The sequence below is a fragment of the Nitrospira sp. genome (assembly GCA_029194535.1).
Lineage (GTDB): Bacteria > Nitrospirota > Nitrospiria > Nitrospirales > Nitrospiraceae > Nitrospira_C.
Genome location: JARFXR010000001.1, coordinates 2,428,803 through 2,455,041 on the forward strand (window position 1 = coordinate 2,428,803; position 26,239 = coordinate 2,455,041).

The 26,239-nt window shown below is 60.2% G+C and carries 29 protein-coding genes; 11 read left to right on the forward strand and 18 right to left on the reverse strand.

Annotated features, from left to right (window positions below; translation table 11 throughout):
• The first annotated feature begins 38 nt into the window (after positions 1-38).
• Positions 39-1,472 carry a sigma-54 dependent transcriptional regulator gene (locus tag P0111_11140; protein MDF0644579.1) on the forward strand — a complete coding sequence of 478 codons (1,434 nt, stop codon included), beginning with the start codon at positions 39-41 and terminating at the stop codon, positions 1,470-1,472.
• A 40-nt stretch (positions 1,473-1,512) separates the two neighbouring features.
• Here P0111_11140 and P0111_11145 read toward each other — a convergent pair whose 3' ends face one another.
• From P0111_11145 to P0111_11190, 10 genes are all read right to left on the reverse strand, one after another.
• Positions 1,513-1,938, reverse strand: coding sequence for a hypothetical protein (locus tag P0111_11145; protein MDF0644580.1), 426 nt, complete (start codon positions 1,936-1,938; stop codon positions 1,513-1,515).
• 60 nt (positions 1,939-1,998) lie between these two features.
• The gene (locus P0111_11150) at positions 1,999-2,502 is read right to left on the reverse strand and encodes a hypothetical protein (GenBank protein ID MDF0644581.1); all 504 of its coding nucleotides are present in this window, start codon (positions 2,500-2,502) and stop codon (positions 1,999-2,001) included.
• Positions 2,499-3,566, reverse strand: a complete 1,068-nt coding sequence (locus tag P0111_11155; GenBank protein MDF0644582.1) for a formylglycine-generating enzyme family protein — start codon at positions 3,564-3,566, stop codon at positions 2,499-2,501. Before P0111_11155 ends, P0111_11150 begins: the two co-directional genes overlap by 4 nt.
• A gap of 252 nt (positions 3,567-3,818) precedes the next feature.
• Positions 3,819-4,814, reverse strand: a complete 996-nt coding sequence (locus P0111_11160; protein ID MDF0644583.1) for a hypothetical protein — start codon at positions 4,812-4,814, stop codon at positions 3,819-3,821.
• 42 nt (positions 4,815-4,856) lie between these two features.
• On the reverse strand, positions 4,857-5,840 hold the full coding sequence (locus P0111_11165) for an HAD family hydrolase (protein ID MDF0644584.1): 984 nt from the start codon (positions 5,838-5,840) through the stop codon (positions 4,857-4,859).
• A gap of 20 nt (positions 5,841-5,860) precedes the next feature.
• Complete coding sequence (locus P0111_11170; protein MDF0644585.1) at positions 5,861-6,481, reverse strand: BON domain-containing protein; 621 nt, start codon at positions 6,479-6,481, stop codon at positions 5,861-5,863.
• Between the two features lie 173 nt (positions 6,482-6,654).
• The gene (locus tag P0111_11175) at positions 6,655-7,272 is read right to left on the reverse strand and encodes a hypothetical protein (protein MDF0644586.1); all 618 of its coding nucleotides are present in this window, start codon (positions 7,270-7,272) and stop codon (positions 6,655-6,657) included.
• Between the two features lie 382 nt (positions 7,273-7,654).
• Positions 7,655-8,083, reverse strand: coding sequence for an IS200/IS605 family transposase (gene tnpA, locus P0111_11180; GenBank protein ID MDF0644587.1), 429 nt, complete (start codon positions 8,081-8,083; stop codon positions 7,655-7,657).
• A gap of 73 nt (positions 8,084-8,156) precedes the next feature.
• Positions 8,157-8,807, reverse strand: coding sequence for an outer membrane beta-barrel protein (locus tag P0111_11185; protein ID MDF0644588.1), 651 nt, complete (start codon positions 8,805-8,807; stop codon positions 8,157-8,159).
• Positions 8,808-9,012: 205 nt separating this feature from the next.
• A complete protein-coding gene (locus tag P0111_11190; protein ID MDF0644589.1) occupies positions 9,013-10,014 on the reverse strand; it encodes an HAD family hydrolase in 1,002 nt (333 codons plus the stop codon).
• 105 nt (positions 10,015-10,119) lie between these two features.
• On the opposite strand from P0111_11190, the gene P0111_11195 reads away from it, so the two are divergent.
• The 4 genes from P0111_11195 to P0111_11210 all read left to right on the forward strand — a co-directional run bounded on the left by P0111_11195 (position 10,120) and on the right by P0111_11210 (position 11,549).
• Complete coding sequence (locus tag P0111_11195; GenBank protein ID MDF0644590.1) at positions 10,120-10,398, forward strand: type II toxin-antitoxin system RelE/ParE family toxin; 279 nt, start codon at positions 10,120-10,122, stop codon at positions 10,396-10,398.
• 9 nt (positions 10,399-10,407) lie between these two features.
• Positions 10,408-10,710: a HigA family addiction module antitoxin gene (locus P0111_11200; GenBank protein MDF0644591.1), complete on the forward strand. Its 303-nt coding sequence runs from the start codon at positions 10,408-10,410 to the stop codon at positions 10,708-10,710.
• A gap of 159 nt (positions 10,711-10,869) precedes the next feature.
• Complete coding sequence (locus tag P0111_11205; protein MDF0644592.1) at positions 10,870-11,118, forward strand: ribbon-helix-helix domain-containing protein; 249 nt, start codon at positions 10,870-10,872, stop codon at positions 11,116-11,118.
• The gene (locus tag P0111_11210) at positions 11,115-11,549 is read left to right on the forward strand and encodes a type II toxin-antitoxin system VapC family toxin (protein ID MDF0644593.1); all 435 of its coding nucleotides are present in this window, start codon (positions 11,115-11,117) and stop codon (positions 11,547-11,549) included. Before P0111_11205 ends, P0111_11210 begins: the two co-directional genes overlap by 4 nt.
• Positions 11,550-11,563: 14 nt before the next feature.
• Here the strand turns inward: P0111_11210 and P0111_11215 are convergent, their stop codons facing one another.
• Complete coding sequence (locus P0111_11215) at positions 11,564-12,151, reverse strand: hypothetical protein (GenBank protein ID MDF0644594.1); 588 nt, start codon at positions 12,149-12,151, stop codon at positions 11,564-11,566.
• Positions 12,152-12,397: 246 nt separating this feature from the next.
• Between P0111_11215 and P0111_11220 the strand changes: the two genes are divergently transcribed.
• Positions 12,398-12,628: a hypothetical protein gene (locus P0111_11220; protein MDF0644595.1), complete on the forward strand. Its 231-nt coding sequence runs from the start codon at positions 12,398-12,400 to the stop codon at positions 12,626-12,628.
• A complete protein-coding gene (locus P0111_11225) occupies positions 12,625-13,017 on the forward strand; it encodes a type II toxin-antitoxin system VapC family toxin (GenBank protein ID MDF0644596.1) in 393 nt (130 codons plus the stop codon). Before P0111_11220 ends, P0111_11225 begins: the two co-directional genes overlap by 4 nt.
• A 91-nt stretch (positions 13,018-13,108) precedes the next feature.
• Here P0111_11225 and P0111_11230 read toward each other — a convergent pair whose 3' ends face one another.
• Positions 13,109-14,812, reverse strand: a complete 1,704-nt coding sequence (locus P0111_11230; protein ID MDF0644597.1) for an arylsulfatase — start codon at positions 14,810-14,812, stop codon at positions 13,109-13,111.
• A gap of 145 nt (positions 14,813-14,957) precedes the next feature.
• Between P0111_11230 and P0111_11235 the strand changes: the two genes are divergently transcribed.
• The 3 genes from P0111_11235 (at position 14,958) to P0111_11245 (ending at position 16,097) form a co-directional block, all read left to right on the forward strand.
• A complete protein-coding gene (locus P0111_11235; GenBank protein ID MDF0644598.1) occupies positions 14,958-15,233 on the forward strand; it encodes a hypothetical protein in 276 nt (91 codons plus the stop codon).
• Positions 15,234-15,369: 136 nt separating this feature from the next.
• Complete coding sequence (locus P0111_11240) at positions 15,370-15,672, forward strand: type II toxin-antitoxin system Phd/YefM family antitoxin (protein MDF0644599.1); 303 nt, start codon at positions 15,370-15,372, stop codon at positions 15,670-15,672.
• 8 nt (positions 15,673-15,680) lie between these two features.
• Positions 15,681-16,097: a type II toxin-antitoxin system VapC family toxin gene (locus tag P0111_11245; protein ID MDF0644600.1), complete on the forward strand. Its 417-nt coding sequence runs from the start codon at positions 15,681-15,683 to the stop codon at positions 16,095-16,097.
• A gap of 277 nt (positions 16,098-16,374) precedes the next feature.
• On the opposite strand, the gene P0111_11250 is transcribed toward P0111_11245, so the two are convergent.
• Together P0111_11250 and P0111_11255 are read right to left on the reverse strand one after the other, a co-directional pair.
• Entirely contained in the window at positions 16,375-17,943 is a 1,569-nt protein-coding gene (locus P0111_11250; protein ID MDF0644601.1) for an arylsulfatase, read from the reverse strand.
• A gap of 80 nt (positions 17,944-18,023) precedes the next feature.
• Positions 18,024-19,112, reverse strand: a complete 1,089-nt coding sequence (locus P0111_11255; protein MDF0644602.1) for a DUF1254 domain-containing protein — start codon at positions 19,110-19,112, stop codon at positions 18,024-18,026.
• Positions 19,113-19,451: 339 nt separating this feature from the next.
• On the opposite strand from P0111_11255, the gene P0111_11260 reads away from it, so the two are divergent.
• Positions 19,452-19,649, forward strand: a complete 198-nt coding sequence (locus P0111_11260) for a hypothetical protein (GenBank protein MDF0644603.1) — start codon at positions 19,452-19,454, stop codon at positions 19,647-19,649.
• Positions 19,650-19,682: 33 nt separating this feature from the next.
• Here the strand turns inward: P0111_11260 and P0111_11265 are convergent, their stop codons facing one another.
• The 4 genes from P0111_11265 to P0111_11280 form a co-directional block, all read right to left on the reverse strand.
• Positions 19,683-20,126 carry a hypothetical protein gene (locus P0111_11265; protein ID MDF0644604.1) on the reverse strand — a complete coding sequence of 148 codons (444 nt, stop codon included), beginning with the start codon at positions 20,124-20,126 and terminating at the stop codon, positions 19,683-19,685.
• Between the two features lie 151 nt (positions 20,127-20,277).
• Positions 20,278-21,150 carry a universal stress protein gene (locus tag P0111_11270; protein MDF0644605.1) on the reverse strand — a complete coding sequence of 291 codons (873 nt, stop codon included), beginning with the start codon at positions 21,148-21,150 and terminating at the stop codon, positions 20,278-20,280.
• A gap of 382 nt (positions 21,151-21,532) precedes the next feature.
• The gene (locus tag P0111_11275; GenBank protein MDF0644606.1) at positions 21,533-22,009 is read right to left on the reverse strand and encodes a hypothetical protein; all 477 of its coding nucleotides are present in this window, start codon (positions 22,007-22,009) and stop codon (positions 21,533-21,535) included.
• 169 nt (positions 22,010-22,178) lie between these two features.
• Positions 22,179-26,213 carry a hypothetical protein gene (locus P0111_11280; GenBank protein MDF0644607.1) on the reverse strand — a complete coding sequence of 1,345 codons (4,035 nt, stop codon included), beginning with the start codon at positions 26,211-26,213 and terminating at the stop codon, positions 22,179-22,181.
• Between the last annotated feature and the right edge of the window lie 26 nt (positions 26,214-26,239).

Genomic DNA, 26,239 nt, shown 5'->3' on the forward strand with positions numbered 1-26,239 from the left:
GAACCGTCTCACGCAGCACTCTATTCAGAGAGGTAATCATGCGCGCACGCATTCTCGTCGTGGATGACGATCAGGATATTCTTCTCGGCCTGGAGAATCGTCTCACCTGGATGGGGCACGAGCCGCTGACCGCCGACAAGGGCGACGAAGGCCTGCGCGTGATTCAGCGCGACGAGCCGGATCTGGTCCTGCTCGACATCCAGCTGCCGGGACTCTCAGGATTCGACATCCTCCAGCAGTTGCGGGAGAAGACGGACAAGGACCGGGCGGGCATTGATCCTGCGACGGTCGGAATGGGGCCGACCGACCCCCCCATCATCATGCTCACCGCGTTCGGAACGATCGAGCTGGCTGTGCAGGCCATGCAACTGGGTGCCGTCGACTTCGTGACGAAACCCTTCACGGGTGAGCATCTGACCGTGGTGATCAACAAGGCCTTGGCCGCCATCTCACTGCGGCGGCAGCTCCGCCAGCTCAAGCGGGAAGTGGAGGACACGCACGGCTCGCTCGTCGGGGAGAACAGCGCGCTGCAGGCTCAACTGAAGGTAGCCAAGCAGGCGGCTCCCTCCAATGTGACCATCTTGGTCCTGGGAGAGACGGGGACGGGGAAGGAAGTGGTGGCCCGCGCCATTCACGCCTGGAGTCCGCGCAAGGACAAGCCCTTCATTGCCGTCAACTGCGCGGCCATTCCAAAAGATCTGCTGGAGAACGAGCTGTTCGGTCACGAAAAGGGCGCGTTTACCGGGGCGGTGAAGCGCGAGCCCGGCAAGATCGAGGTGGCGGAAGGCGGGACCCTCTTCCTCGACGAGATCGGCGACATGTCGTTGTCCATGCAGAGTCATCTGCTGCGCGTCCTGCAGGACCAGACGTTCTACCGGGTCGGCGGCACCCAGTCGGTCAAGACCGACGTCCGGTTCCTCGCCGCGACGAACAAGGACCTCAGGCAGGCGATCAAGCAGGGCACGTTCCGCGAAGATCTCTTCTACCGGCTCGAAGTGATCAGCGTGAGCCTGCCGCCGCTGCGCGAACGCATGGACGACCTGCCGGCCCTGGCGCGCTATTTTCTCGCCCGTGCCTCCGGACGGCTCGGCATCCAGAAACGCGCCTCGTTGAGCGACGCGGCGCTCCGCCTCTTGAGCGAATACCGCTGGCCGGGCAACATCCGGGAGTTGGAGAATGTGCTGACGCGGGCCTATATTCTCTCGCCGGGAGAACGGATTGAGCCCGAGCATCTGCACCTGTCGACCCCGGAACCTTCCACCTCGCCGGAAGGCGCGCCGATGCCGACCTCTCGCCATTATCACGATATGACCGAAGCCTACAGCCGGCGGGTGATCGAGGAAGCGCTGAAACGGAACGACTGGAACCAGACAAGGGCCTCGGCGGAGTTGGGCCTGCAGCGCACCTACTTTACGAAACTGCTCCGTCAGAAACAGATCCACGGCAGACCGCCGAAGCAAGAATCGAATTGACCGATGTCGGCGCGCTGCACCGGACCCGAGCCCTGCGCTCCTACCGCATCGGCATCATCTCCGTGTGGTATTCCATGCCGTCCGTGCCCACCCCTTCGGCCTTGAGCATCCGTTTTCCGTCTGCCTCGAAGAGCCCGGCGTTGATCGTGCCGCGCTCCGAGCGGAACGTCAGTTTCCCGTCCTTCAGCGTGAAGGCGCCTTCTCCGCTCAAGATTCCGATCGTCCGGACGCTGGTAAAGCGGAATCGCCCGTCCGGTTCGATGATGAGGGCCACCAAGTCGTTGCGCTTGTTCTGCGGCACCCGACGGAGTATGCCCTCCCATTTCCCGGCCACGCCGGACATATCCGTGATTTGCACCGGCATCCACGCCGTCGGTTGAGCGGGTTGCGGCGTCTCACATCCCAACGACAGTGAGAGCCAGAGAAGCACCGGCATCGCGAGCGGCCACCGGACGAATCGCTGCATGAATGTCTCCTTGTCCGTCATTGCACCTTCTCTGCTTGTGTGGATCGTCTGCGACCACTCCTACTCCTTGATCGCGGGAAGCGCTTTCGCGAGTTGCGCATCGACATACAGTTGCAGGCGGCGTTCCAGTTGCAGCCACCGCACGACCGTCTTCGCCGGCATCGATTTCTCCAGCGTGCTGAAGCATTTCCTGCGGAGATCGAGGGTTTCCTGATCGACACGGAAGACGTTCTCGGCCAATTGTTTGGCCTGTTCATCGGTCATCGTCTCATGGTGGCTCATATAGTCTTTCAAGAGCGCGATCTTCTTGTCGAGGATCCCCGCCAGCTCGACCTCGTACTGGCGATAGGCCGGCCAGAAGACTGCCGCTTCCTTGTCCGTGAACTTGATCTGTTCGGCGATGAGGCTCGCCTTCTTGGTTCGGATGTCCGAGCGCAGCAGTTCATAATCGGACGGCGACATATTCGGGTCCTCGGCTCGCCCATGCACAGGCGCGACCATTTGACCGGCGACCGCCGTGGTGACTACCAGGGTGATGATCGCTGCGCGGCCTACTCGTCTCATGTACTCCTCCTTGGTGTAGTTGGGTCGAACGCGTCCTTGACCAGGCGAAACCCCAGATGCGACGTACCGGTGTCCGGCTCGCCCTTCCCACGGCCCCCGGGCCTGTACCGCGCACAGTACTGATCGGTGCAGAGATAGGAGCCGCCTTTGTGGACCTTTTTCTGCACGCCCGGCTCGCTGGGATCGAAACTGTTCCGAGGACCTTGAGGGTTGCGCGGCACCCCGCCGGCCTCGGCAAGCGTATGAAAGTAGTCATGGCGGTACCAATCGCTCGTCCATTCCCAGACGTTGCCGGCCATGTCGTAGAGGCCGAAGCCGTTCGGCGGGAAGGAGCCGACGGGCGCCGTGGTGATGAAGCCGTCATGCGCGCTGTTATGATCCGGGAAGTGCCCTTGGAACGAGTTCGCCATCATCTTCCCGTCCGGCTCGAACTCATCGCCCCACGTGTAGGATTTCTTGACCAGACCGCCGCGCGCGGCATACTCCCATTCCGCTTCGGTCGGTAGACGCTTCCCGGCCCAGGCGGCAAACGCCGTCGCATCCTCGTAGGCCACGTGCACGACCGGATGATTCATCTTGTCGGCGATGGTGCTCTCCTTCCCCTGAGGATGGCGCCAGCTTGCGCCGGTGACATAACTCCACCATCTGAAATAATTGTCCAGCGGGACCGGACCGGGCGGGGCGGTAAAGACCACGGACCCCGCCACCAGATTCTCCGGCGGTGCGCCCGGATAGTCGTCCGCGCTCGGCACCCGCTCGGCCAGGGTCACATATCCGGTGGCCTTCACAAATCGCTCGAACGCTTCGTTGGTGACCTCCGTCCGATCCATGAAGAATCCATCCACCTCGACCTGATGCACCGGGCGGGCGTCTCGAAACATCGGCTCGTCGCTCCCCATCCAGAAGGTACCGCCGGGAATCCACACCATGCCGTCCGGAGCGGTAGCGGGCGGCCGTCCTTCCAACCAGACATACCCCGCCCCTATTGCCGCCCCCGCCAAAGCGACTGCGGCCAAGGCTGGCCACAGGAATGATCTTCGCCTCTGCTTCGCTCTCCCAGTCATGCGCTCTCCGTCCTCAGCCCGACACCACAGGGTCTGAAGCCTATCATGCCGCCTCCTTGAGCGGCTACCTGCACCACCTCGATCACCGCGCTGCTTAGGGATCGGCTCCGTCGTCCACGACGGTGCCTGTCCCGGTGCGGACGCCGATTCGGACGGGCAACGCTCGGTTCGGACGAGGACAGACCGCACCCGCCCGTCTGTCGAAGCCATGCGGCGGGCAGGCAGACGCGGGGGAGGCTGTCAGTCCCCGGTTCAAAACTGCGCGGCGATGCCGATCCCCACATTGGTATTCTTGATCGATTCCGGCTCGAAACTCTGTTTGCGATTCGACCGCTGAAAGCCCGCCATGGCCCGCAACGACTCGGTGACTTGATGGATGAGCATGACTTCTCCCTGAATGACGTCTTCATGGGCGCCGTTTCGGATGTCTCCGACGATCCCGCTCGTCCAATCGTTCCGCTCATAGTGAAACGCCGCAGAGAGCGTAAGCCGCTTGATCAGCTCGACGTCCACGTCGGCGCTGACGTAGTTGTTGATGTAGGACACGTCATCCCGCAGCTGCGGCTCGTTCCTCCCCTGGGCCAGACCTCGCTCATAGTGATAACTGAGCCCCAGCTTCACCCGTTCGGACACCCGCCACTCCACATGCGGGCCGATCGTCCAGAAGTTCGTGTCTCGCTGCGCGAACGAATCGTTGTAGCGCCGGATCCCGACTCTGGTCAACAGCCGCACTTCGACATCCTTCGTCAGACGCTGCTCGATCCTCGCGCTGCCGATTTGACTGGTCACCACCTCGTCCACAAGCCCCACGCCGCCGGGCCGGCGATCTTCGTTTTCACCGAGGAAGAGGTTCGGGGCGTAGTAGTATCTGAGAAGCAGGCGCGTGTCGGACGAGAAGGCCTGAACGGCGTCAATCTTTAGCGTGCCGTGATTGTATCGTGGGTTATCCGCATAGATGAATCCCTGTCCCCGGATGCTCAAGTGGGTGGTTCCCCATCGGCTGTCCATGGACGTCCGAGCGATCCCATCCGGCTCGAAGACGACATCCGATCCTTGGTTGGTCAAGATGGAATCGAGCGCGGGCTGGGTCGGATCTTCATCCCTGGTCAGGCGGCGCGTCGCCGAGAAAATCCCGACGTCGTCGGTATAAAAGAGCAAGGCCCGCCCTTCAACGTGGGTTTCGGCCAGTACCGCAGTCGCCTGCGCCGACAGGGAAACCGCCACCCCCACCCATCGCACACCGGTCAAGCGCCCCCTGCTCCTCCTCGACATGGTTGCGGCGGCTCCGGCTCATTTGCCGAACGGAAACACCTGTTTCCAGTCGCGCGTCATATCGACGACCGACCAGCCCTTCGCCGTCGCTTCGTCGAGCGCTTTGTCCAGCTTGCCGATATGGGTCCCACGGTCGTAGGCCCATTCACGCTCGGCATCCGTGTGGTGGACCAGGCCCATGAATCGCGCGCCGGAACCGGCTGCCGTCCACTGCAACATCTGGAGATCGCCGTCGGAATTGCCGAACGCCAATATGGGCCGCCGGCCGATGAATTTCTGAATGCCGACCGGCTTGCCCTCCTTGTCGTCGACGAAGTCCACGGCCGGCAACTTCAACAACACCGGCTTGCCGTTCCGAAATTCAAACTTCTCCTTCCCCACGCTTCCGACGACCTGTTCAGGAGGAATCCCGTAGACTTTCTCGACCCAAGCCCGCATGAATTCGACGCCGCCGCCGGACACGATGAACGTCTTGAATCCGTTTGCGCGGAGGTAGCCGAGCAGTTCGATCATCGGCTGGTAGACCACTTCGTGGTACGGCCGCTGGAACCGCGGGTGCTTGGCCGACGCCAGCCATTCCTTGACCGTCGCTTCGAATTCGTCCGTCGTCATCCCCGCATGCGACACGGCCATGACATCCAAGATCGCCCGCTCTCCTCCGGCGGCGAAGGTCTTCTTGTCGCCTTCCAGCAATCCCTTGAACGGCTGTTTGTCCTTCCACTCCGGGTGCGTGGGCGCAAGGGCCTTGACTCGGTCCAAGGCAAACTGGACTTGGAAATAGATGGGCTGCTCGGCCCAGAGGGTGCCGTCGTTGTCGAACACCGCAATGCGCTCGGCCGGCGCCACAAATTCCGGACTTCCTTCTGTCGTGACCCGTGTGACAAAGTCGATCAGCGCCTTCTTTACCGGACCCTCATTCCATGACGCCAGCCGGTCCGTCTCGGCCGCGGCCGATCCGGCCGCAACGAACAGGGTCAAGATGATCATCGTCGCTCGAACCATCGTCGGGCCTCCGCCTGTCTCTACCGCATTTTCTTCCGGATCGACATGTACTGTTCCTCGGGAAGCAGCAACCAGTTCGTCACGGCCTTGACCCCATCGACCCCCGCTGCGGCCTTTTCGGCATGACGGCGTTCCGGCTCTCCCGAGACGACTCCTAGGAGGACGACCCGCCCGTCCAAGACCTCGACATGCACCCGACTCTTCACGACGCCCGGTTCCAGCGCGATGGCCGACACGACCTGGGCCTTCAGCGAGACATCCGAGGCCTTGTCCGACACGGTGTTGCCCTCGGCGCTCGGCGCCGTCACCGGCAAGTAGCCCTCCACAGATCGCAGACCTTGAACATGCCGGGCCGTCTTCAATACCGCTGCAGCTTGCTCCGGACTGTCCACATGACCGACCAGATAGCCTCGCTCCATGAAGACAAAGATCGACAAAGTCAGGCCGGACAGTCCCTGCTCCGCCACCAGCGCCTCATGGATGTGGAGCTTATGCGCATCGTCATGCGCGATCGTCCTAGGACTCAGCTCGCTCTGCGCCGCTTCGAGCATGGCCTTGTACTTGCCGCCGCCGCAGCCAGGCAGGGAGACAACAGCCACGACCAGGCCGAACGAGCAGAGCCACTGCACGTCACATTTCATCCATCACCGCATGGTTGTCCTCTGTCCCGTTCGGGTCGCATGAGGATCAACAGCCTGCCGCCGAACAGGATGTTCCGCAAGTGGGGCACGCGTTTGGTCATGGCGTCACGGACAAGCATCGGCATCTCCAGGCTTCGACAGGCTGAACCGTCACGTTCCTCTCGGGCCGCATGTCAATTCAGGTCGCTATCCTTCCAATATTTTGTCCCGTACAGCATCGCCTGCCCCATCACCCCGTTCTTGGTCATTTGGTACACTTCCACTCCCTGGAACAATTGGACATTCTCTTCTCCGGCCGTTGCGAGCTTCTCCTCGTGACGCATCGCCATCCCCTGGTCTCCCGATTGGGCCTCCGCGCCGGCCTTTCCGGTGAACTCGATCCCCGTATCGACGAACTTTTGAAAGGCGTCCTTGTCATGGAAGATCATCACGGCCCTGAAGTCCGAGACTCCCAATCCGACACCACCCCCTACTTCGAGCATCTTCATAAAGATTTCCTTCTTGGTGGCGTTGTCCACCGCCACGCCGTATCCGTTACCGCTGCCGACCATGAAGATCTTGACATTCATGTTGCTGAAGACTGCGTAGCCGGCCGCCTTTTCCAGCCTAGCCTGGACGCCCGGTTTCTCCTTGTACAGATCCGCAAGCGTCTGGCGCTGCATGTCGCGGATGTTCGCCCGTTTCTCTTCCGCGCTATCCCCCTTCGCGCCGAAAAATCCTGTGAGCGCGACGAAAGAGGTAACGGCGCAAACCGATACTATCGCGGCCCTGGCCCATTGTGGCATCATCATATTGCCCTCCCCTTTTCGATCGACCGTCCGCAACGCTGCTCGGTCGGAAAGACTTGTTTCCTATCACTTTGCATATCCACTCCGGTCACCTGCTCCTCCAGTCGGCGTCGAATGGAGCGCATGGTGAGAATTGTAAACTTCTGCTTAAGATTTCTCATCCTGACCAGAGACGGGCGGGAGGTCAGCTTGCCATCAGCAGCACTGCCGTTGGTCATTCCCGCGGAAGCGGGAATCCAGCCACGGACTTCTCCCCAGCATATTGTCTGGATCGAGGACTGGATGCCCACTTTCGCGGACATGAAGCAACGGGTAGTTGACCCTCTGCTCAAATTTGTGAAACTTCTCTCGAATAGATTCCCCCGCCTTTACAGGCGGGGTTCTCTCAGAATTCAAGCTGCGCTTGTCCCGCGTCTTCCTTCCCTTGGCGGGCGACATACCGCCTGATAATCTCTTCTGTAATCCCGACCGTGGACACAAAGTACCCGGTTGACCAGATGCCGCCGCGATCCCAATACACCTTATCCAAAAACCGAAATTTCTCTCGCAGCCTCCGGCTTGTGTTCTTCTTGATCGTCTCCACGGCAAAACTCACGCTGTACCTCGGTGGGATCACCATGTGCACATGCATATGATCCTTGTCGATTCCTATCTCCGTGAAGTGCCAGTCAGGATAATACTTCTGGACTTCCCGTAGCTTCATCCGCAAATACGCCGCCACGCCCTCGACAAGGATCTTGCGGCGGTATCTGGTCACCCACACAATGTGGTACTGCGTTTTGTAGACCGTGTGCGCCGCTGTGTGCAGTTTCACGCATCCCAGTCTACCGGAAGACGCGGGACCCTGCTCACACCCCCGCCTTTACAGGCGGGGACCTCCCGCTGGATTAGAACTTAAACCCAATGTCGAGCTTGAACGTCGTAAAGCCTGGAATTCCTGTATTGGATATATCGATCCACTGTTGCCTCACCCCACCGCGGATCAAGAGATACCTATTGATGTCCCAACGCAACCCACCCCCCAGACCATAGGTCATAAAGGTACCGGATTTTGTAGGTTGCGCGGTGCCGCAAATATAGCCGAACCACGGATCCCAGTAGCATCCGGAGACCGGCGGACCATCGGCGATATCCGTGTTGATGTATGTGCCGGCCAGACTCCCTTCGACGTAGGGAGTCAGGGGACGGGCGAGCAGGTTGTAGGTAAGGACGGCGCCGAAAGTGTTCATCTGCAGGCTGCCGCTGATGTTACGAGCGGGGCCGGAATTCCCGGGAGCCGGTTGCACGACCGCCTGATAGTCCGGCTGGGTCCAGGAAAAGTAGCCGGCCAGGTTGAGGTGTTCGGTGAAGTTATAGCCGATCTGCAATCCAAATCCCCACGTATCGTTGACCTTCGCGGTAGTGCCTCCGTCGAACCCCAGATTCTTGGCCAATGTGTATTGTGGGGAGAGGAGGACCTCCCACCGTCCTTTACGGATCGGCTCGTCTCGCACAAGCTCGCCGGCAAACGTGAAAGGAAGCGGGCAGATCACGCCCATGGACGCGAGGACCACAAGCCCGGCGATGGGACGAATGCTTCTCGTAGCCTTTACTCCAGGTTGTCCGATAATCCTTCAGCTTGCCCCTATTCGACTACTCGATTTCTGAGCGCAACCACACAGGCACCGGCGCACACTGATACGATCACGGCCCTGGCCCATCGTGGCATCATCAGATTGTCCCCCTCTCGTTTTGTCGTTGCTGTCACTGGTCGAACGGGAAGATGCGCTTCCAATCCTTTTTCATATCCACGACCGTCCAGCCCTTCGCATTCGCCTCGTCCAGGGCCTTGTCCAGTTTGCCGACATGGGACGCGCGGTCATAGGCCCACTCGCGCTCCGCATTCGTATGATGGACCAGTCCCATGAATCGGGCGCTGGACCCGGCGGCCGTCCACTGCAACATCTGATGATCCCCGTCTGAATTGCCGAACGCGAACACCGGTCGCCGGCCGATGAATTTCTGAATGCCGACCGGCTTCCCCTCCTTGTCGTCGATAAAATCCACGGCAGGCAGCTTCAACAGCACCGGCTTGCCGTTGCGCATCTCGAACTTCTGCTTTCCTGTACTGCCCACGACCTGCTCAGGGGCGATACCATACACCCTTTCAACCCAGGCACGCATGAATTCCACGCCGCCGCCGGACGCGATGAAGGTCTTGAATCCGTTCCCTCGCAGGTAGCTCAGCAGCTCGATCATCGGCTGGTACACAACCTCTGTGTAGGGCCGCTTGAATCGCGAATGCTTCGCTGTGGCAAGCCAGTCCTTGACGGTCGCTTCGAATTCGTCCGTCGTCATCCCTGCATGGGACACGGCCATCACGTCTAAGATCGCCTTCTCCCCTCCCGCGGCGAAGGCCTTCCTGTCGCCTTCGAGCAAGGCCTTGAAGGGCTGCTTTTGTTTCCACTCCGGATGTTTCGGCGCCAGGGCCTTGACGCGGTCGAGCGCGAATTGCAACTGAAAATAGATCGGCTGCTCGGCCCAGAGCGTGCCATCGTTATCGAAGACCGCGATACGTTCCGCTGGAGGGATGAAATCAGGGCCGCCGTCCTTCGTCACGCGAGCCACAAATTCCGTGATCGTCTTTTTGACCTGACCGTCGTTCCAGGAGGGGAGAGGATCGTCCGCTGCCTTCGCCACCACGCTCGCCAGCGCAATCGTAAGAGTCGCCAGGATCAGAGTCAGGAGCGCTCTCGATGCTTTCATTGTTCCTCCATTCCTTTTGCATATCCTCTTTTCATCTCTTCTATGCGTCTCTTACCGGCCAAATCTGCTTGACCTATGACGCGGCACGTAATAGACTGATCGAGAATGATCTGCTCCTTTCGATCTCAGGAGACCGAAGCCCTGTTCGCCGACGTGGAAGTCCCTCGGTTTCGGAGTATTGAGCGAATTGCGCGTAGGAAGCTGCTGTACCTGCATCGCGCGCGGTCGCTGCAGGACCTGCAGGTTCCTCCGGGAAACCGTCTTGAGGCGCTGAAAGGAGACCGCAAGGGGCAACACAGTATCCGCATCAATGACAAGTGGCGACTTTGCTTTATCTGGAGGCAAGGGGATGCCCACGAGGTCGAGATTGTCGATTACCATTGAGGTGTGACGATGGCGCGCACAAGATTGCTCGATCCTATTCATCCTGGTGAGATTCTGCTGGAAGAATTCATGAAACCCCTGGGGGTTAGTATCAATCGGCTCGCTCGTGAGATCGCTGTCCCGCCAGGCCGCATCAGCGCGATCGTCAATGGAAAACGCGCCATTACTGCCGACACGGCGCTTCGGTTGTCCAAGTATTTTGGCGTTTCTTCCGATCTTTGGCTTGGACTCCAGACCGAGTTTGATCTCAGAATCGCGAAACGGACGGTTGGACCTGAGATCGACAAGCGAGTCCACCGCCATGTGGCTTGATCGCATCATTTTCAAACAACAGGGCGCTATTCCTCGTATTATCCTCTCCCCGTGAGGGAAAGGGATGGGCGAGAAACCAGTCCACCAGTAGCACAAGCGCGGTGCGGAGGGAAGGGCGGGCAACTTGACATCATGATGCTCTTGGGTCAGCATCAACGTATGCGTACGACCATGACGCTCGATGACGATGTCGCCGCCAAGCTCAAGGCCGAGGCTCGTCGTTCCGGTCGCTCCTTCCGAGAGACTGTGAATGAGATGCTACGGCGCGGCCTTTCGATAAGGCACAGCCGGTTCTCCAAGGAGCCGTTCAGGGTGGTGACCCGCGACCTGGGAACGCTCTTGCCCGGACTCACCATAGACAATGTCGCCGATGTGCTGGAGCAGGTGGAAGGCCCACTCTATCGATGATCCCCGTTGATGCCAACCTTCGCCTCCATGCCTACCAGCCACGGTCCGACCAGTATGAAGCGAGCAAAGCCTGGCTGGAGAGCACTCTCTCGGGGGCCGAGCTTGTGCGATTTGCTTGGCTCACGCTCTGGGCTTTCCTCAGAATTTCGACGAACCCTCGCGCCTTCGAACGTCCTCTCACCACCTCCGAGGCGGAAGCCGCGGTGGCTGCTTGGCTCTCTCAACCACAGGCAGGAATTCTGGAACCAGGTGACCGTCACTGGGACATTCTCCAAGGACTGATGCGCAAGGGGCAAACTGTCGGGCCGCTCATCATGGATGCTGTGCTCGCATCAATCGCCATCGAGCACGGCGCGACCCTCCACACGACCGATCGCGATTTCTCGCGATTTCCAGGTCTTAAATGGATGAACCCACTGACTCCGAGATAACGCCGGTGCGGGTTTTACTCGATTGAATAGGGTTGCGCCCGCAAGGCGGCAACCGTCGCGGTCGCCGACACGCCCGCGTCGGTCAACACATAGGATGTATATCCCTTCTTCAAGAGATCAGCCGTGCCTCCGCTCCCGGCAGCACCCACGTCGCCCGCCTTGGCCGCCGCTTCAGCCGATGCGCCCGCGTACCACTTGCCGTCCGCAATATCGCGCAGTTTGTCGATGTCCTGGAAGATCATGACGATCTTTTCCACCCGTCCGCCCCAGCCCATACCGAACTGGATCTCGGGAATCCTCAGATAGGACCGCTTGCCCGTCGCTTTGTCCAGCACGACACCGGCCCCGGTCGCCCATCCGATGGTCGGAATCTTCACCACGTCCTGCTCTGCCACCAAATAGCCGACTGACTCTTCCAATTCTTGCTTGGCCTTCGGTTGTTCCTTCACCAGCCGCGCCAACGTCTCTTGCTCGAGCTTGTCGAAGTAGGCGTGCGTCCTCTCCTTACCTCCCACCAAACCGCCCGCGCAGGCGCCAAGCACTCCTATCAACATAATGACCAACGCCGGTTTACCGAGTGCCATTCCTCTTGAAGCGCTCATGCTCTGCTCCCTTCTTCATTGTCGGTGGAGGATCGAGGGGTAGGTAGCACATCTGGGAGCCGGCGGAACTGGAAAAACTGACAGGTTCTGGCGGCCTTTTCAGTATCACCCGATTCACCTTCCCGATTCGCCGGCAGCGAGACCTTGTTGAATCAGGGCACCAGCGGATCGTAGAGGGGCGGCATGACGTTCCAGCCCTGAAACAATACCATTGACATGTTGAGCACATGCAGCTAGGCTGCACCCATGTCCAAGATGATTCAGCTTCGCCACGTACCGGACGACTTGCATCGGAAACTCAAGTCTCGAGCCGCCCTTGCGGGCCTCGCGCTGTCTGACTACCTCATTCAAGAGGTCCGGCGCGTGGCGGAGCGGCCCACGATCACTGAATTGAAAAATCGTCTCGCCCGCCGCCCTTCCGTCGCACTCACAATTTCTCCAGCCAAGGCCGTCCGAGCGGAACGAGAAGGCCGTTGATCGTCGTCGATGCTTCGGTCGTGATCGAGGTATTGTTGAATACCTCTCCTGGAATCCACATTGCCGAACGATTATTCGATCCCGGCGAAACCCTTCACGCACCCCATCTGCTCGATATCGAGGTCGCGCAGGTCCTTCGCCGGTATGAGCGGGCCCGGGAGCTTGACGCCTCCCGTGGACTTCATGCACTGGAAGATCTTGTCGATTTTCCAGTGACTCGATATCCACATGACCTCTTTTTACTCAGGATATGGGAATTGCGTCACAACGTCACCGCCTATGATGCCGCCTATATTGCACTTGCTGAGGCACTTGGAGCACCGCTGTTGACCCGTGATGCGGCGCTGGCCTCGGCTCCTGGACACCATGCGCAAATTGTAATTATTTAACCCGCATTATTCATGACCGCTTCTGCTGCAATCGCGAATTCGCCGCTGCGACGACCTCCGTGGGTTAGCATCCTGTCGATCGGATCGCTCCCTACTCCTTCTCCACGCCCTTCTCGCCCTCCTGCCGGAGCATGGGGAACGCTTTCTCAAGTTTCTGCTTGGCTTTGATCTCACGCAGCGTCTCTTCCATGATGTTCGCCGGGTTGAAGCTCGGCGGGTAGGAACGTGGTGGGAACTCCTTAAACGATGCAACGAACTTCGGTACTGCTTCCATCCCCTGGTAGACCTGGGGGACGTGGTTCATGATCCAGTCCCAGTAGGTGTTGGAGGTGATGTCCGCCCGTTCGAAGGGATCCTGCATGAGGTTATAGATCTTCGTCAGGCGCAGCGTGGTGAACGGTTCACCCCAGACCGCCATCGTGCCTGGCATGCGCTGCTCGGCAAAGCCCAGCTTGTAGTCACCGACGCGCATGGCTACGAGTAGGCCGTCATCATTCGTGTAGAAGAACTTATCTCTGGCACTCTTCACGCCGTTATTGTTCGCCACCGTACCGCTTACATTGCGAAGGAACACGGACTGGTCGTGCCCGTCGAGGTGCACCTTGTAGGTCATCCCGTTGGCGGTGTAACCGTCCAAAAGCTTATTGATCAGACCGGGCTCCCCTGCGATCGAGGCGAGTGTCGGCATCCAGTCGTTGTGGCTCATGAGCTCGTTGGTCACCGTGCCCGGCTTGATCACGGCCGGCCAACGAACCAGGCAGGGCACCCGAAAAGCGCCTTCCCAATTGGTGTTTTTCTCAGAACGAAAGTGCGTCATCGCTCCGTCCGGCCACGTGTTCATGTGGGGGCCGTTGTCGCTGGTGTAGACGACGATCGTATCCTTCGCGATGCCCATGCTGTCCAACGCCTTGAGCAGCGAGCCGATTGTCTCGTCGTGCTCGATCATCCCGTCGATGTACTCGCTATCACCGTGCTGGTACCGGCCTCGATGTTCGGCGCGGACATGCGTGCGCAGATGCATGCGCGTTGAGTTGAACCACACGAAGAACGGTTTGCCTGCGGCGTGCTGCCGCTTCATGTAGTCGATGGCTGCGGCCGATGTTTCGTCGTCGATCGTCTCCATCCGTTTCTTGGTCAACGGGCCGGTATCTTCGATGGTCTGCTTACCGACCTTTCCGAAGCGGGGATCGACGGTCGAGTCATCTTTGTCGGAAGCCTTGAGCTTCAGCACTCCGCGAGGCCCCCACTTGGCTCTGAAGGCAGGGTCTTTCGGATAATCGAGAAGTTCCGGCTCCTCTTCCGCGTTGAGGTGGTAGAGATTGCCGAAGAACTCGTCAAATCCGTTGACCGTCGGCAGGGTCTCGTTGCGGTCGCCGACGTGATTCTTGCCGAACTGGCCGGTGGCGTAGCCCAGATGCTTCATGATCTCGCCGATGGAGGGATCGAGCTGACTCATCCCCATCGGCGCGCCTGGAAAGCCCACCTTGGTGAGGCCCGTGCGGATACCGTGCTGACCCGTGAGGAAGGCCGCGCGGCCGGCAGTGCACGACTGCTCGCCGTAGTAATGAAGGAGCCGGATGCCCTCTCTGGCGATGCGGTCGATGTTAGGCGTTTCGTAGCCCATCAGCCCACCGCTGTAGGCGCTGATGTTGCTGATTCCGACGTCGTCGCCGAAGATGACGAGGATGTTCGGTTTCGTCTCCGCTGCGGCGACGCCGACGAGAGCGAGCGACCAGGCCAAGACGACGCCGTACCCTACCCGCAACAACCCGCGTAACGTGTCAGACGTACTCACGATCCCCTCCTCGTAGTTGGAGTTCACTTCACAGATTCAATGCTGTTGACCTTTCTTGCGCTTTCGTCTACGCCCAACTCGGGCCAGAACATATCACCGTACAGTGATGCCTTGACATCAACCACGGTGAAGCTATGATGCCTCCATGCGCACTACCATCCGCACCGACGACGAACTACTCCGAAAGCTCAAGGACCAGGCGCGCAAGGAAGACACCTCGTTGAACCGCCTCCTTGATCGGACGCTTCGCGCGGGCATGCGGGCATCGCTCAAACCATCCTCGCCGAAACATCGCCACCGGGAGCGGACCCACACGATGGGTTCGCCCAGGATCAAACTCGATAAAGCTCTTACCATAGCCGCGGTACTGGAAAACGAAGAGATCGTCAGGAACGTGCTCGGCCGCAAGCGACACCGATAGTCGTGATGACACGTCATTGTTATGTCAGTTGACCAGATCCGCCTCACTCTCCATGGTGGGCTTCGCCATCGTTGGGATGCGTCGCAGTTCACAATCCTCCATTGACAATGTGACCACCGGTGACTACGATAGATCTATGAAGGTCGTTGGGATCAAACAGCTCAAGGCGAAGCTCTCCGAGTACGTCCGCCTGGTCAAGGGTGGGGAAACGGTGTTGGTGACGGAGCGAGACGAGGTCGTGGCAGAACTCCATCCTGCACGACGGCAGACACCTGCTGCCGGACCCCTGGAGGACGTGTTGGAGGCGCTGGCCGCCTCCGGTGAACTCAGCAGGGCAGCGCAAGCGAAAGGCGACTGGGCGTGGCACAGCCGAGGCCTCGGGCTGACCACGGGTACGGCACAGGCGTTGCTGGATGATCTTCGACAGGATCGGCGTTGACCGGCCCCATGGAGCCTGGCACATCCCTCTACCTGGACACGTCCGTCGCCTTGCGTGCCACGCTTGAGCGCGGCACGACACCGGAGATTGAAGCCTGTATCGCTGCTGCTCCCTTGCTTGTGACATCCCGCTTGTCTCTCGTCGAATCGGCCCGCGCCCTGCACAGGCTTCGACAGCAAGGCACTGTCACCGAAGGCCGCCTCGCCGATGCACGGCGCGAACTCGACGCGCTGTGGACTCGCTGCGAGCTGTGGGAACTCACCTCCACGGTCTGTGATCTGGCCTGCCATGTAGCACAGAACAGGGCCCTTCGTACGCTCGACGCGCTTCATCTGGCAACGTTTCTCATGGCACGCCGGCGCATAGAAGGTCTCGAGTTGTTCACTGCCGATGCGCGTCTTGAGGACGCCGCAAGTTCGTTGTAACCAGTCCTCTCCATGAACGCTTCAACTGCAACGGGCGTGCGACCCGTCGCGACTGTTGGGGACTGTCCCGCTTCCAAGGGGACAGCAGCCCCCACGCGGGGACTGTCGCCCTTCTTGTCCGCTGGGGGCTGGCGACTGTCCCCGTTCCAGAGGGACAGTCCCTGGGCTCTCGTCTCCTGCGATCATGACTTCGCCCGGTTCAAGCGGCTACGTTGGGAAAACCCAATAAGCCGCAGGCCGCCTCGGAAGTCGGGAGTTCACCTCTGAGGTGGAGGCGTCAATTGCCGCTCCCCTGCGGCTTGCTCACCGCCTCCATGACCCGGTCGAGATTGAAGCTGCCGGGTTTCTGTCGGGGCGGAAATTCACGAAAGCTCTGAAGCCACTGCCCGACGTACGCCCCCGCCGGAGCCATCACGAACATGCGATCCAGATACCAGCGTTGATACCCCATCGCGTTCTCGTGCTCGGCGCGCTCGAACGGATCCATCCGCAAGTTGGTGAGCAGCGGCGCGCGGACAGGGGTGAAGGGCTCCTGCCAGACCTTGAGTCCTTCAGCGTCCTGGCGCAGGAACGTGATCTTCCAATTCTCATAGCGCAGGGCCGCGACGCTGCCATCATCAGTCCAATAGATAAATTCCTTCCGCGGCCAGGCGACTTGGCCCTTCAGCGCCGGCGCGAGGTCGTACCCGTCGAGGTGCACCTTGTAGGTCCGATCACCGATCTTGCGGCCTTTGAGCAGGTCCTCTTTGGCTGTGGTATCGCCTGCTGCGGCCACGAGCGTCGTCAGCATGTCCTCATGCGCGCAGATCTCGTTGATGACCGTCCCGGGCTTGATGACGCCGGGCCAACGGATCACCGTCGGCACGCGGAAGCCGCCCTCCCATTGCGTGTTTTTCTCGCCGCGAAACATCGTGGTGCCCCCGTCCGGCCAGGTGAACGTTTCCGCTCCGTTGTCCGTGGAATACATGACGATGGTGTGCTCTTCGAGGCCCAGTTCCTTGAGCTTGTCCAGCAATAGGCCGACATGGCCGTCGTGTTCCACCATGCCGTCCGCATAGATGCCGAGCCCCGTCTTGCCGTCGGATTCCTTTTTCAGATGCGTAAAGATGTGCATGCGGGTGGAATTCCACCAGAGGAAGAACGGTTTGTTGGCCTTCTTCGCCCGTTCCATAAAATCGAGGGCCTTGGCGTTCACTTCCTCGTCGATCGTCTCCATACGCTTCCTGGTGAGCGGTCCCGTGTCGGTGACGCGGCCATCAGCGAAGCTGTGGATCACGCCGCGTGGGCCGAACCTTTTTTTGAATTCCGGGTTCTTCGGATAGTCGGAGTTTTCCGGTTCCTCCTCCGCGTTCAGGTGATAGAGGTTTCCGAAAAACTCGTCGAACCCGTGCATGGTCGGCAGCATGTCGTCGCGGTCACCGAGATGATTCTTGCCGAACTGACCCGTCATGTAGCCCTGCGCCCGGAGAAGCGTCGCGATCGTGGGATCCTCCTTCTTCATGCCCTCGGGCGCGCCCGGAAGACCGACCTTGGTGAGACCCGTGCGAATGGGCGACTGCCCGGTGATGAAGGCCGCGCGCCCCGCCGTGCAGGACTGCTGGCCGTACCAGTCGGTGAACAGCGCCCCTTCCCTGGCGAGACGGTCGATATTGGTCGTCCTGTAGCCCATCATCCCGCGGTTATAGGCGCTGACGTTGAACTGGCCGATGTCATCGCCCCAGATCACGAGGATGTTCGGTTTGGCTTGCGGCTGAGCGCTGGCGATGTCCGACATAGCAAGCGACCAGACCAGGACGAAGGCGAACCCTACTCGCAGCACGAAATAAGACACGGTCGATGTGGTCATGATCCCTCCATATCGGTGGACTCCGCTTACACCGGTATACCGAGATTCGTCTATTCGTCGCTCATCGTTCGTGTCACAGTTCACTTCGTCGGCTCTGCTTCTGGAAACACCCAGGCGCCGTTCAATATTTCCGGATGAGGACGATAGAGACGCACGATGTAGTTCCATCCCTTCATGATCGGAAGACAGTTGGCGATTTTGCCGTTACATCCACCGAACTGCACCGCAACTGAACCGTCGAGCCTCTTCTTCGCCGTGATGCTGTTCAACGAGTAGGCCTCGTACTTGTTCGCTTCCATGTACCCCTTCGCGTTGTACACCGCGATCGACCAAAAGCCATCGACCGGCACTTCCCTGACGGTCAATCTGTACACGGCGGTGCCGTCGTTGCGGGTGGGCGTTACGTTGATGTAGGCGGCTTCGGTCTCCGGATTCCCTCCCCATGCGACCGCCGATCCGATCAGATGTCGGAGCGGCGTCACCTGTTCCTTCGTGCCGAACATATGCTTGGAATCGGGAACCGTCGCGCCGAGCACAATCAAGGCATCGCGGATCTTCTTCTGACCGACAGGATCCCATCGCGGGACGTCGAACTTCCCGGCGCCGGCCTGCTCGACCTTGATCGCGTCCTGGAGGGCATGAACCTCCTCCAGATCCGCCGTGTCGGATGGGTCGACCAAGATACGGACCATCGCCAAGACATAGCGCGTGCCCATCTCCTCCCGCGTCAAGGTATAGTTGCCCGGTTTGTAGACGACAAGCGGAGAGAGATGATCTTCCGTGATGACCTGCATCGACATGAAGCGCGTTCCGGCTTCGGGGAGCACGATCGTCACCGGTCCTGCATCAAGATCGAACACCGCGGCCGAATACAGCGTGTCCCGATTCGACCGCACGACCAGTTGCTTGCCGATCGGCGTGAGCTGGCGATTATGCGTGAACCTGCCGAAGCCCTTGTCTTTGACGATGTTGCTAAAATACAAATCCGTCTCGGCGCGAATAAAAGTATCGACGGTCACCGGCACCATCTTTGCTGGAGCGGGCGAAGCGGACTTGGCCCAGGCACCCGACGCCGTCAACAAAACAACGGCCATGGCCAAGCCCACATGCTTCATGGCATTCCGACCGAATCGGATACGGCAGGATTCGACTGAATCTCTCGATGTCATAGAGTTCGCTCCTTTGGTTGTTCCTCGTGGCAATACGGCTCAACACCTGTAGGTAGAGGTAACGGCCCGGTTCTCTGGGGTAGCATGTCCTCCCATCCCTTTGGAACTGTCAAAAGTGACAGCAGCCGCCGAGAGGTCTACCGGACATATTGTCCATCACAATGTACGTCGATCTGTGGTCGTGGTCACCCCTCAGGACCATCAAATCGCCCAGGCCGACGACTACCCGCCATCGATGCTCTGTCACAATCGACAGTAGGCGGCATGCCGGCTCTTATGGTAAATACCGAGCCGATGTGAAACAACCGGAATGTTTGGCTGTACCATTCTGTGCCCGACATGGACCGGATTCTTGATCAGAGCAAGGCGTTGGGCGGGTTCAAGAATGTGGGAAGTATGGAAGAGGCGCACGCGGTGATGTCGAAACTTGGGATGAGTGCAGAACAGACGTCCAAGATGCCGGAAGCTCTCGCCGAATTCATGGGATCCAAGGGAGGTCCCGGCGTTGCAGACCTTCTCAAGAATATCTGGAAGTAACAGGGAGAGACGGCAACGGTCGGCGCCCGCAGCCTATGGGGCCGGCTTCGCCGTTGCCCCTTCCGCTCTCCGAAATTCTCCCCGGTACCGCTCGCCCGTCTCATGATTCGTCGCATCGACGACGAGCACCTCTTGCCCCTTGTGGTCGTACAACGTCAGGGTCAGCGCGCGGCGATCGGTATCACCGATCAATCGGCCGTCTCGTACTTCAAGCGGTCCGCTGCCGACCGCGGCTCTGGTCGACGTTTGACCCGCAAACAGGTAGGTGTTGTTGCCACGGATCATGAGACGTCCTCCTCCCTCCAAGAGCGCGCCGTGCTCCTTTTTGACCGTTCCTTCCCATTCACCGACGACCATCTGCACCTCGGTAATCGGTATCGGTTTCCAGGAGGGGCCTTGGTGCTCGGGGCCGCCCACACAGCCGACCAGCAGCGCCAAAGAAAGAATCCACCAACCTGCTGTTGGTCGATTCGGCATGACGTCGGCCTCCTTCTCCATCGGCACAACCCCGGAAGGCTCGCCTGCCACGATCGCCGCCCGCTATCCGGGTGAGTCGGTCAGGCTTCAGTCGGCCGGTGGCGCCGGGCTCTCCGGTTGTTGTAACCGGTTCACGATGCCCGCTCCGGCGTCACATCACCGATGAAATGAACCCGCCGGCAGGGATCGCCAGGAGCGGACAGGGCGTTCGCCGGAGGATCCGTTCGCTGTGACTCCCGCGCAAGGCGTCCAGAAAACCGTTGCGTCCATCGGTGGTCATGACGATGAGGTCGGCCTTGATCTCCTCCGCCGTCCCGACGATCACGTCGATCACGTCGCCCTGTTTGGTCAGCACGTTCGACGTCCACCCAGGCAACTCGGGAAGGTTCACGGCCGGCATGCTGGTCTTGTCTCCGACATGCAGGAGATTGAATGTGCCGCTCGGAACGTTCAGTCGGCGTGCCAGGCGCGCGGCGGCCTGGATGGCCGGCTGCGGGGGCGGAACAGTCGCGACGGGTATGAGGATGCTGCTCAGCGAGATGGAGCCGTCCGCCAGCGAGATGAATCCCTTCAGACCCTTCGGGATAAACAAGGTCATCAGGCGCGACTTGCGCGCGATCGGTTCGGCGACCGACTTGCTCAGCCACTGAATTTGTTCTTTGCTCTGATCCGTAGCCAGGACGATCAAGTCCGCATTGTGGCTCTTCAAATAGGCCGTCACGGATTCCACGGGGTCGTCATGCCGCGCCTGAATCTTCTTGACGCCGATGCCGAGCTTGGCGACGTCGGACGTCGAGCTGTTGTTCGGGAGGAGCCCCCACCGTTCCAACGTCGCCCGCACACCGGGGAATTCCGTCCAGTCCGACTTCTCCTTCGTGGAGACGTGCAGGATGGTGAGATCGGCCTGGGCGACGAGCGCGGCCTTCAATGCATGCGCAAAGGCCGTTTCGCTGGCGGGAGTAAAATCAGATGGATGAAACACCTGTTGCAGAATCGCTACGTCGTTGGAATCCGCTGCCGGCATGCTTCCTCCTTGTTTCAAGGCCGTCAATGAGCCTACCCCAGTGAACCGACCGTACGATCCAGCTTCGGTCCTAGTCGTTTTGTCGATCGTCCGCCCTGCGCCACAACGGTAAGACAGTGCCCCCTTCCCCACTAGGAGGCAAGGGGGCACTCTCGGTCACGCCTAGTGTTGAGTCCCAGAAGTTCGTTCGTGGCGAGCCTGTCGAACCATGAACGGAACTTCTTGAAAGTGGGCGCCCTTCGACCGGCTCAGGGCGAACGGACTATTACCGGAGCTTACGGGACACCACGCTGGCGGGATGATGAACAAGTCCGCCGGCTGTGTTCTCGCGGCCGCACCGGACGGCGTTTCTAACCATCCCGCGGCCTCTCCGGATGCCTGCTCAGTACACCAGCGGAATCTGTTGGGCCATCTCGAACTTGATCAGGGAGCGGATCTTGGTCTCCATCTGGATATACCGGGCGACCTTTGTGGTCGGAAGGACCTTCTCCAGCTTTTCCGCATAGGTGCGCTTCAACTTGGTTTCCTGCTCTTCGACCGACAGCGCCTCGCCGAGCAGCTTCTTGGCGGTATCGTTCGAGATCGACCCCTTGTTGAAGGCCTCGGCATACTCCATGACGGTCTTGCCAAGCTGCTGGTTTACGCCCTCCAAATCTTTCTGGTACGCCTCATAGATGGGCCAAAACTGCTTGGCTTCCGCGTCCGACAGTTCCATGTTGCTGGCAACCAGCAGTTTCTTGTCCGCCTTGAGCTTCTGCTTCAAGATCTCCATGTTCGTATCCGATTGCCCCTCTGCTGCAAACACCGGAACGGCCGTCAACATGGCCCCAGCCAACACAACCGACATCACCTTGTACATGAGCGAATCCTTTCTGAAATGGGAGTTAAGGAACGATGGGCCGGAACGAGCGACACATCAGTGTCAGACCGTCATCGGACCGACATTACAGTAAACGAGCCATTTACTTATCACACTCTTATCACTTTGACCAAGCCCCAGAAACTGTCAAAAATGACAGGGGGCGGGGCTAAGACGGCTCGCGGCATCCCATAACCAGATTCTTCATTTTTCCCGCGAAATCGGCGATTGTGCCCTTCGCCTGGTCCCAGGGAGAGGGATCGACCCGATAGGTCGGCGCCTTCGCAGTGCCGCCGATGCGTACCGCGAACGGCAGAGCCGCAAAGCCGTCAGGCAACAGCAGCACGGCGGACATGCAGGGGATCTTGAGGTTCTGCCTGAACGTGGGGCCGATCTTGACAAAGACGATTCCATCGAGCGTTCCGTCCGACCCGATTTTCCCGCTTCCCTCAAGTGAGGAGACAGACCCGGTCGCGCCGATCCGATTCACGTGAATGTCGCCCGCCTCCCCACGTACCTCTCCCCGGAATTCGGAGAATCCCATTCGGTTGAATTCTTCGATATGGGTTTCCCTTGCGAGAAAATTCGCAAGCGGCATGCGAGTGAATTGTCCCCCCGTAATGGTGAAGTCGAGCGATCCCTTCATCTGTTCCTCAGGCCGCGTTCCACCCGGAACCATATTGCCGGAGGTTCGAAAGGATCCGACCCCGGTCATGCGCGCCGTCTCGCCCGGTTCGATCGTGTTCAGAATCGTTTCGATGTTCAAGCCCTCGCCCTTGCCCGTCCATTCGAGACGACCCCTCCCCTGCCGGCCGGTCAACGCCATCGTCCCCTCGACCTGTCCGTCGGCCAGACCGGTCGGATCAACCGCCAGATGGATCCGCTCTTCCGTTCCCCGTACCGTCAGCCGGCCGGGACCGATCATGAGACGTCCGTAGGAGACAGTGCCGATCGAGAGCGCGCCGTCGAGGTGCTTGAATAAGATCGGCGCAACGGACTGTGTACCGGGAGGCTGCTTCGAGAGCAGCGCGGCATACCAGGCCGCATCCAAGGAAGCCACCTTTCCTTCGAATTCGGCTGCCGATTGTTTCCCAAAGCTGAAGCGACCGCTCACTGCCGCGTGATCAGTCGTGCCGTGGGGTCGATCGGCCGTCAGCGTCAGCTTGGAGAGGGCCAGCGTCGCCTCGTGCCAGCTCACGTCCTGCTCGAGCCGAACGGTGGCTTCACCAGGGCCTCCGTCTTTTCGAGAGACGCGTACCGGCCCGATGGTTTCCTCTCCGCTCACGGTCACGTTCCCATTCCGCATATCCAGCGCGGCTCTCAAATCGGCGTTCAGCGCGACGGGACCGGCATGACGCCCCGGCAGCGCTCCGTACAGGTCGAGGCCTGGCCCACAGTCCAGATTCTTGACGACGATGCGGGCCGTCGCTTCGGCCTCAGATGCCACAATCGGCCAGTGCCCCCACACCGTCATCGTGCCCGCCGCCTTCGTCGCATGCGTGAATGTGAAGGCCAGCGGATCCAGCTTGACGGCCGTCCTGGGTCCGTTCACCTCCACCGTACCCCGCACGTCGACGTCGTACGTCATGACGTGCGGGGGAAGCGGTTTGAGCCGAAGTTTGCGGGACCGAATACCGATCCGTAAAGAGATAGGGGAACCGCCCCCCTGACTCGATGCCCGCACCTCGGCCGTGAGGATACCGCCGGCTATCACTGTGCGTTTCGATGTGTCGAGCCGGCCCATCCGGACGAGGAACGCCGTGAGATCCCCCGAGCGGAACCGCGTGCGGAGATCCATCGCCCCCTCGGCCAAGTCGGCCGTGCCGCTGACACGCGCCTCGGCCAGCGCAGCCGCGCCGTCCAGCGCGCGTATATTCAACATATTCAGCTCAATGAGAGACGGGTTCTTCACAACAGCCTCGATTCGGGTACGCAACGTCAGGGGCTTGCTGATCCGCGCAACATCGGCATCGACGGTCACACGTTCGAGATCAAGATTTCCACCGATGGCCAGAGGCTCCGTGTCTCCCCACCAGCGGATCGTCAGCTGCGCATCGACGAATCCGCTCGTGATCCGATCCAGGACCGCGAGCTTCAGGAATTCGAGACGCGCTCTGAGCTGCTCGATGTCCAATTGATGGATGTCGATCCCCAGAGTGGCCAATGGGCCGTCCTCCCGCGCGGCTGCGCGGCTTCGCTCCGTTCGACCCAAGGCCAGATGCATCGGATGATCCAAGACCGCCGTCAGGATCGGACGAGATTGTTGAACCGCTTGCAGCACGGCCCTCTCGACCTTGAGCACGCGGGCCGTTCGATCGACCAGCCCCGCTTGCCTGAGCACTAGCTCCACCGGAAGAGTCGGGCGAGGTTTCTTCGGGAGGTTGAAACTGATCTGACGACCCCGAAGATCGATTTCCCAGTTGAGCGACGCACCGGTCATCGAAGCCTGTGCGGTTCCGTTGAAATGGCCATGGTGGAAACCGGCCTTTGTCCACCGAGTCAGCAGGGGGTTGAGCGCGCTCGCGTGCAGATCGTTCAGCACGAGCGAGCCGTGCAGGTCGAGATCCGCGGCCGGAGCGGCCAGATTGATCGTCCCGGCACATTCCAACGTCCCCTTGGAGCGTTCGCCGGAGACCGACGCCGTCGTCACGAACGAAGAAATTCTGAGTCGGGTGAAATTCGTCAACGTCCCGCTGGCGACATGCTCGAACGTCACCGGCGGTCCCGGCTCGGATCCTTCGACGTCCATGACGAGATCCGAGACTCTCAACCGGACGGACAGATCCACCGCGTTCCCGCTGCTCCGCCCGGACACCGTCATGACCCCTCCCACTCGTCCCGCTTGCAGATCGTCCAATCCGTTCCAACGGAACGCATCGAACCAACGGCGTAGGTCGGCGACACTCAGATCGTTGACTGTGATCGCCCAATCGGCCTGAGCGGGTTTCAGCGGTTCCGGATCTTCCCGTTCGGCAGGGCCGGCGCCGAGTTTAAACGCCAGCGTCCGCTTCAGTTCTCCCGTCAGCCAGAGCTTGCGCTGGTCCGCCACGTGCATATCGAATATCTCCAACGTCAGATCGCGGGAATCACTGTCGAACGTCGCGGTCTGGGCAAGGTCGATATCCAACGGAGGCGTGACGGTCCGGTCGACCAGAACCTGCAATTGCTCTCCGGCGAGGACCGAGCGAACCGCATAGCGTGATCCAACGGCATGGACATCGATATATCCGCCGACGTGCGAGGCGCGAAGGCGAAAGGCCTGTTGCTCGTCCATCAGCAGATTGAGAGCCTGCTCCGTCACCTCGTGAATCCTCACTCCAAGATCCGTTTCCGTTCCTTCCGGCGATCCGATCCTCCGCAGCGTCACGGCCGCATCAAGCAGGCGACGCTCTCCCAGGCGGGCGGTGACGACCGCCTCGGCCTGCAGGGCCGCGGCCACGAGGTCGTAGTTGCCGGTGATTCGCTGATCGAACGAGAGGATGCCCGACAGCATTCCGTTCGCGTTCAGGGGCGACTCTCGAACAATCACTTCATTCGCCGTGTCCCATTCGATTCGCCTCCCGCTCTGGTCCTGTCCAACTGAACCGGTCACGGCCATTCGCCCTGCCCAGCGATTCCCGCTCGCCTGTTGCCGAACCATGATGTCTCCTTGCCCATCGACGGCGCCGCTTCGCCCCAATCCGATGTCCTCCACCGTCATCTGCACCTCCGTGACGGCGACATCCGTCTGGTCCGTCTTGACGAAGAGAGCGCCCTCGTCCATGTGACCGCGGCGAACGGCCCAGGGCAACGGAATCTTCGCGGTGGAGACGTCTGCGACTGTTCCGCTTTCATTCGGGGAAACGACGATGCCGATTTCCGCATGCTCGATCCTGACGTCGTCGATGAACAGCAGTCGCTCGCGGAGCGACCGCACGGCGGACAAACTGAGACGAAGCCGGCCGACGGTGACAGTCAGGCCTCTGTCAGGCCGCCGGTACGAAAGACCCGTGATGTCGACCGCAACGGGAAGCGTCAACGATCCGTTCTCCGCGCGAAGTTCGCCTGGGAGCAGGCTGTCCGCGAGAGGGACGATCACGTGCCTGAAGGCATGCGCTGTCTGAAGGTACAGCACGAAGAGGATCAGACCCAGGCCCGATCCTAACAGGACATAGCCGATGGTGCGGAGGCGCGGATAGCGCCGGGTGGAACGGGCCCCTGTCATAGCAGTCGGCACTCTACGGCACAGGA

Bases quoted from the DNA above. Each gene is read 5' to 3' on its own strand.
- P0111_11140 (MDF0644579.1), top strand. From the start codon at position 39: ATGCGCGCACGCATTCTCGTCGTGGATGACGATCAGGATATTCTTCTC.
- P0111_11145 (MDF0644580.1), bottom strand. From the start codon at position 1,938: ATGCAGCGATTCGTCCGGTGGCCGCTCGCGATGCCGGTGCTTCTCTGG.
- P0111_11150 (MDF0644581.1), bottom strand. From the start codon at position 2,502: ATGAGACGAGTAGGCCGCGCAGCGATCATCACCCTGGTAGTCACCACG.
- P0111_11155 (MDF0644582.1), bottom strand. From the start codon at position 3,566: ATGACTGGGAGAGCGAAGCAGAGGCGAAGATCATTCCTGTGGCCAGCC.
- P0111_11165 (MDF0644584.1), bottom strand. From the start codon at position 5,840: ATGGTTCGAGCGACGATGATCATCTTGACCCTGTTCGTTGCGGCCGGA.
- P0111_11170 (MDF0644585.1), bottom strand. From the start codon at position 6,481: ATGAAATGTGACGTGCAGTGGCTCTGCTCGTTCGGCCTGGTCGTGGCT.
- P0111_11175 (MDF0644586.1), bottom strand. From the start codon at position 7,272: ATGATGATGCCACAATGGGCCAGGGCCGCGATAGTATCGGTTTGCGCC.
- P0111_11185 (MDF0644588.1), bottom strand. From the start codon at position 8,807: ATGGGCGTGATCTGCCCGCTTCCTTTCACGTTTGCCGGCGAGCTTGTG.
- P0111_11190 (MDF0644589.1), bottom strand. From the start codon at position 10,014: ATGAAAGCATCGAGAGCGCTCCTGACTCTGATCCTGGCGACTCTTACG.
- P0111_11195 (MDF0644590.1), top strand. From the start codon at position 10,120: ATGATCTGCTCCTTTCGATCTCAGGAGACCGAAGCCCTGTTCGCCGAC.
- P0111_11200 (MDF0644591.1), top strand. From the start codon at position 10,408: ATGGCGCGCACAAGATTGCTCGATCCTATTCATCCTGGTGAGATTCTG.
- P0111_11205 (MDF0644592.1), top strand. From the start codon at position 10,870: ATGCGTACGACCATGACGCTCGATGACGATGTCGCCGCCAAGCTCAAG.
- P0111_11210 (MDF0644593.1), top strand. From the start codon at position 11,115: ATGATCCCCGTTGATGCCAACCTTCGCCTCCATGCCTACCAGCCACGG.
- P0111_11215 (MDF0644594.1), bottom strand. From the start codon at position 12,151: ATGAGCGCTTCAAGAGGAATGGCACTCGGTAAACCGGCGTTGGTCATT.
- P0111_11220 (MDF0644595.1), top strand. From the start codon at position 12,398: ATGTCCAAGATGATTCAGCTTCGCCACGTACCGGACGACTTGCATCGG.
- P0111_11235 (MDF0644598.1), top strand. From the start codon at position 14,958: ATGCGCACTACCATCCGCACCGACGACGAACTACTCCGAAAGCTCAAG.
- P0111_11240 (MDF0644599.1), top strand. From the start codon at position 15,370: ATGAAGGTCGTTGGGATCAAACAGCTCAAGGCGAAGCTCTCCGAGTAC.
- P0111_11245 (MDF0644600.1), top strand. From the start codon at position 15,681: ATGGAGCCTGGCACATCCCTCTACCTGGACACGTCCGTCGCCTTGCGT.
- P0111_11250 (MDF0644601.1), bottom strand. From the start codon at position 17,943: ATGACCACATCGACCGTGTCTTATTTCGTGCTGCGAGTAGGGTTCGCC.
- P0111_11255 (MDF0644602.1), bottom strand. From the start codon at position 19,112: ATGACATCGAGAGATTCAGTCGAATCCTGCCGTATCCGATTCGGTCGG.
- P0111_11260 (MDF0644603.1), top strand. From the start codon at position 19,452: ATGGACCGGATTCTTGATCAGAGCAAGGCGTTGGGCGGGTTCAAGAAT.
- P0111_11265 (MDF0644604.1), bottom strand. From the start codon at position 20,126: ATGCCGAATCGACCAACAGCAGGTTGGTGGATTCTTTCTTTGGCGCTG.
- P0111_11270 (MDF0644605.1), bottom strand. From the start codon at position 21,150: ATGCCGGCAGCGGATTCCAACGACGTAGCGATTCTGCAACAGGTGTTT.
- P0111_11275 (MDF0644606.1), bottom strand. From the start codon at position 22,009: ATGTACAAGGTGATGTCGGTTGTGTTGGCTGGGGCCATGTTGACGGCC.
- P0111_11280 (MDF0644607.1), bottom strand. From the start codon at position 26,213: ATGACAGGGGCCCGTTCCACCCGGCGCTATCCGCGCCTCCGCACCATC.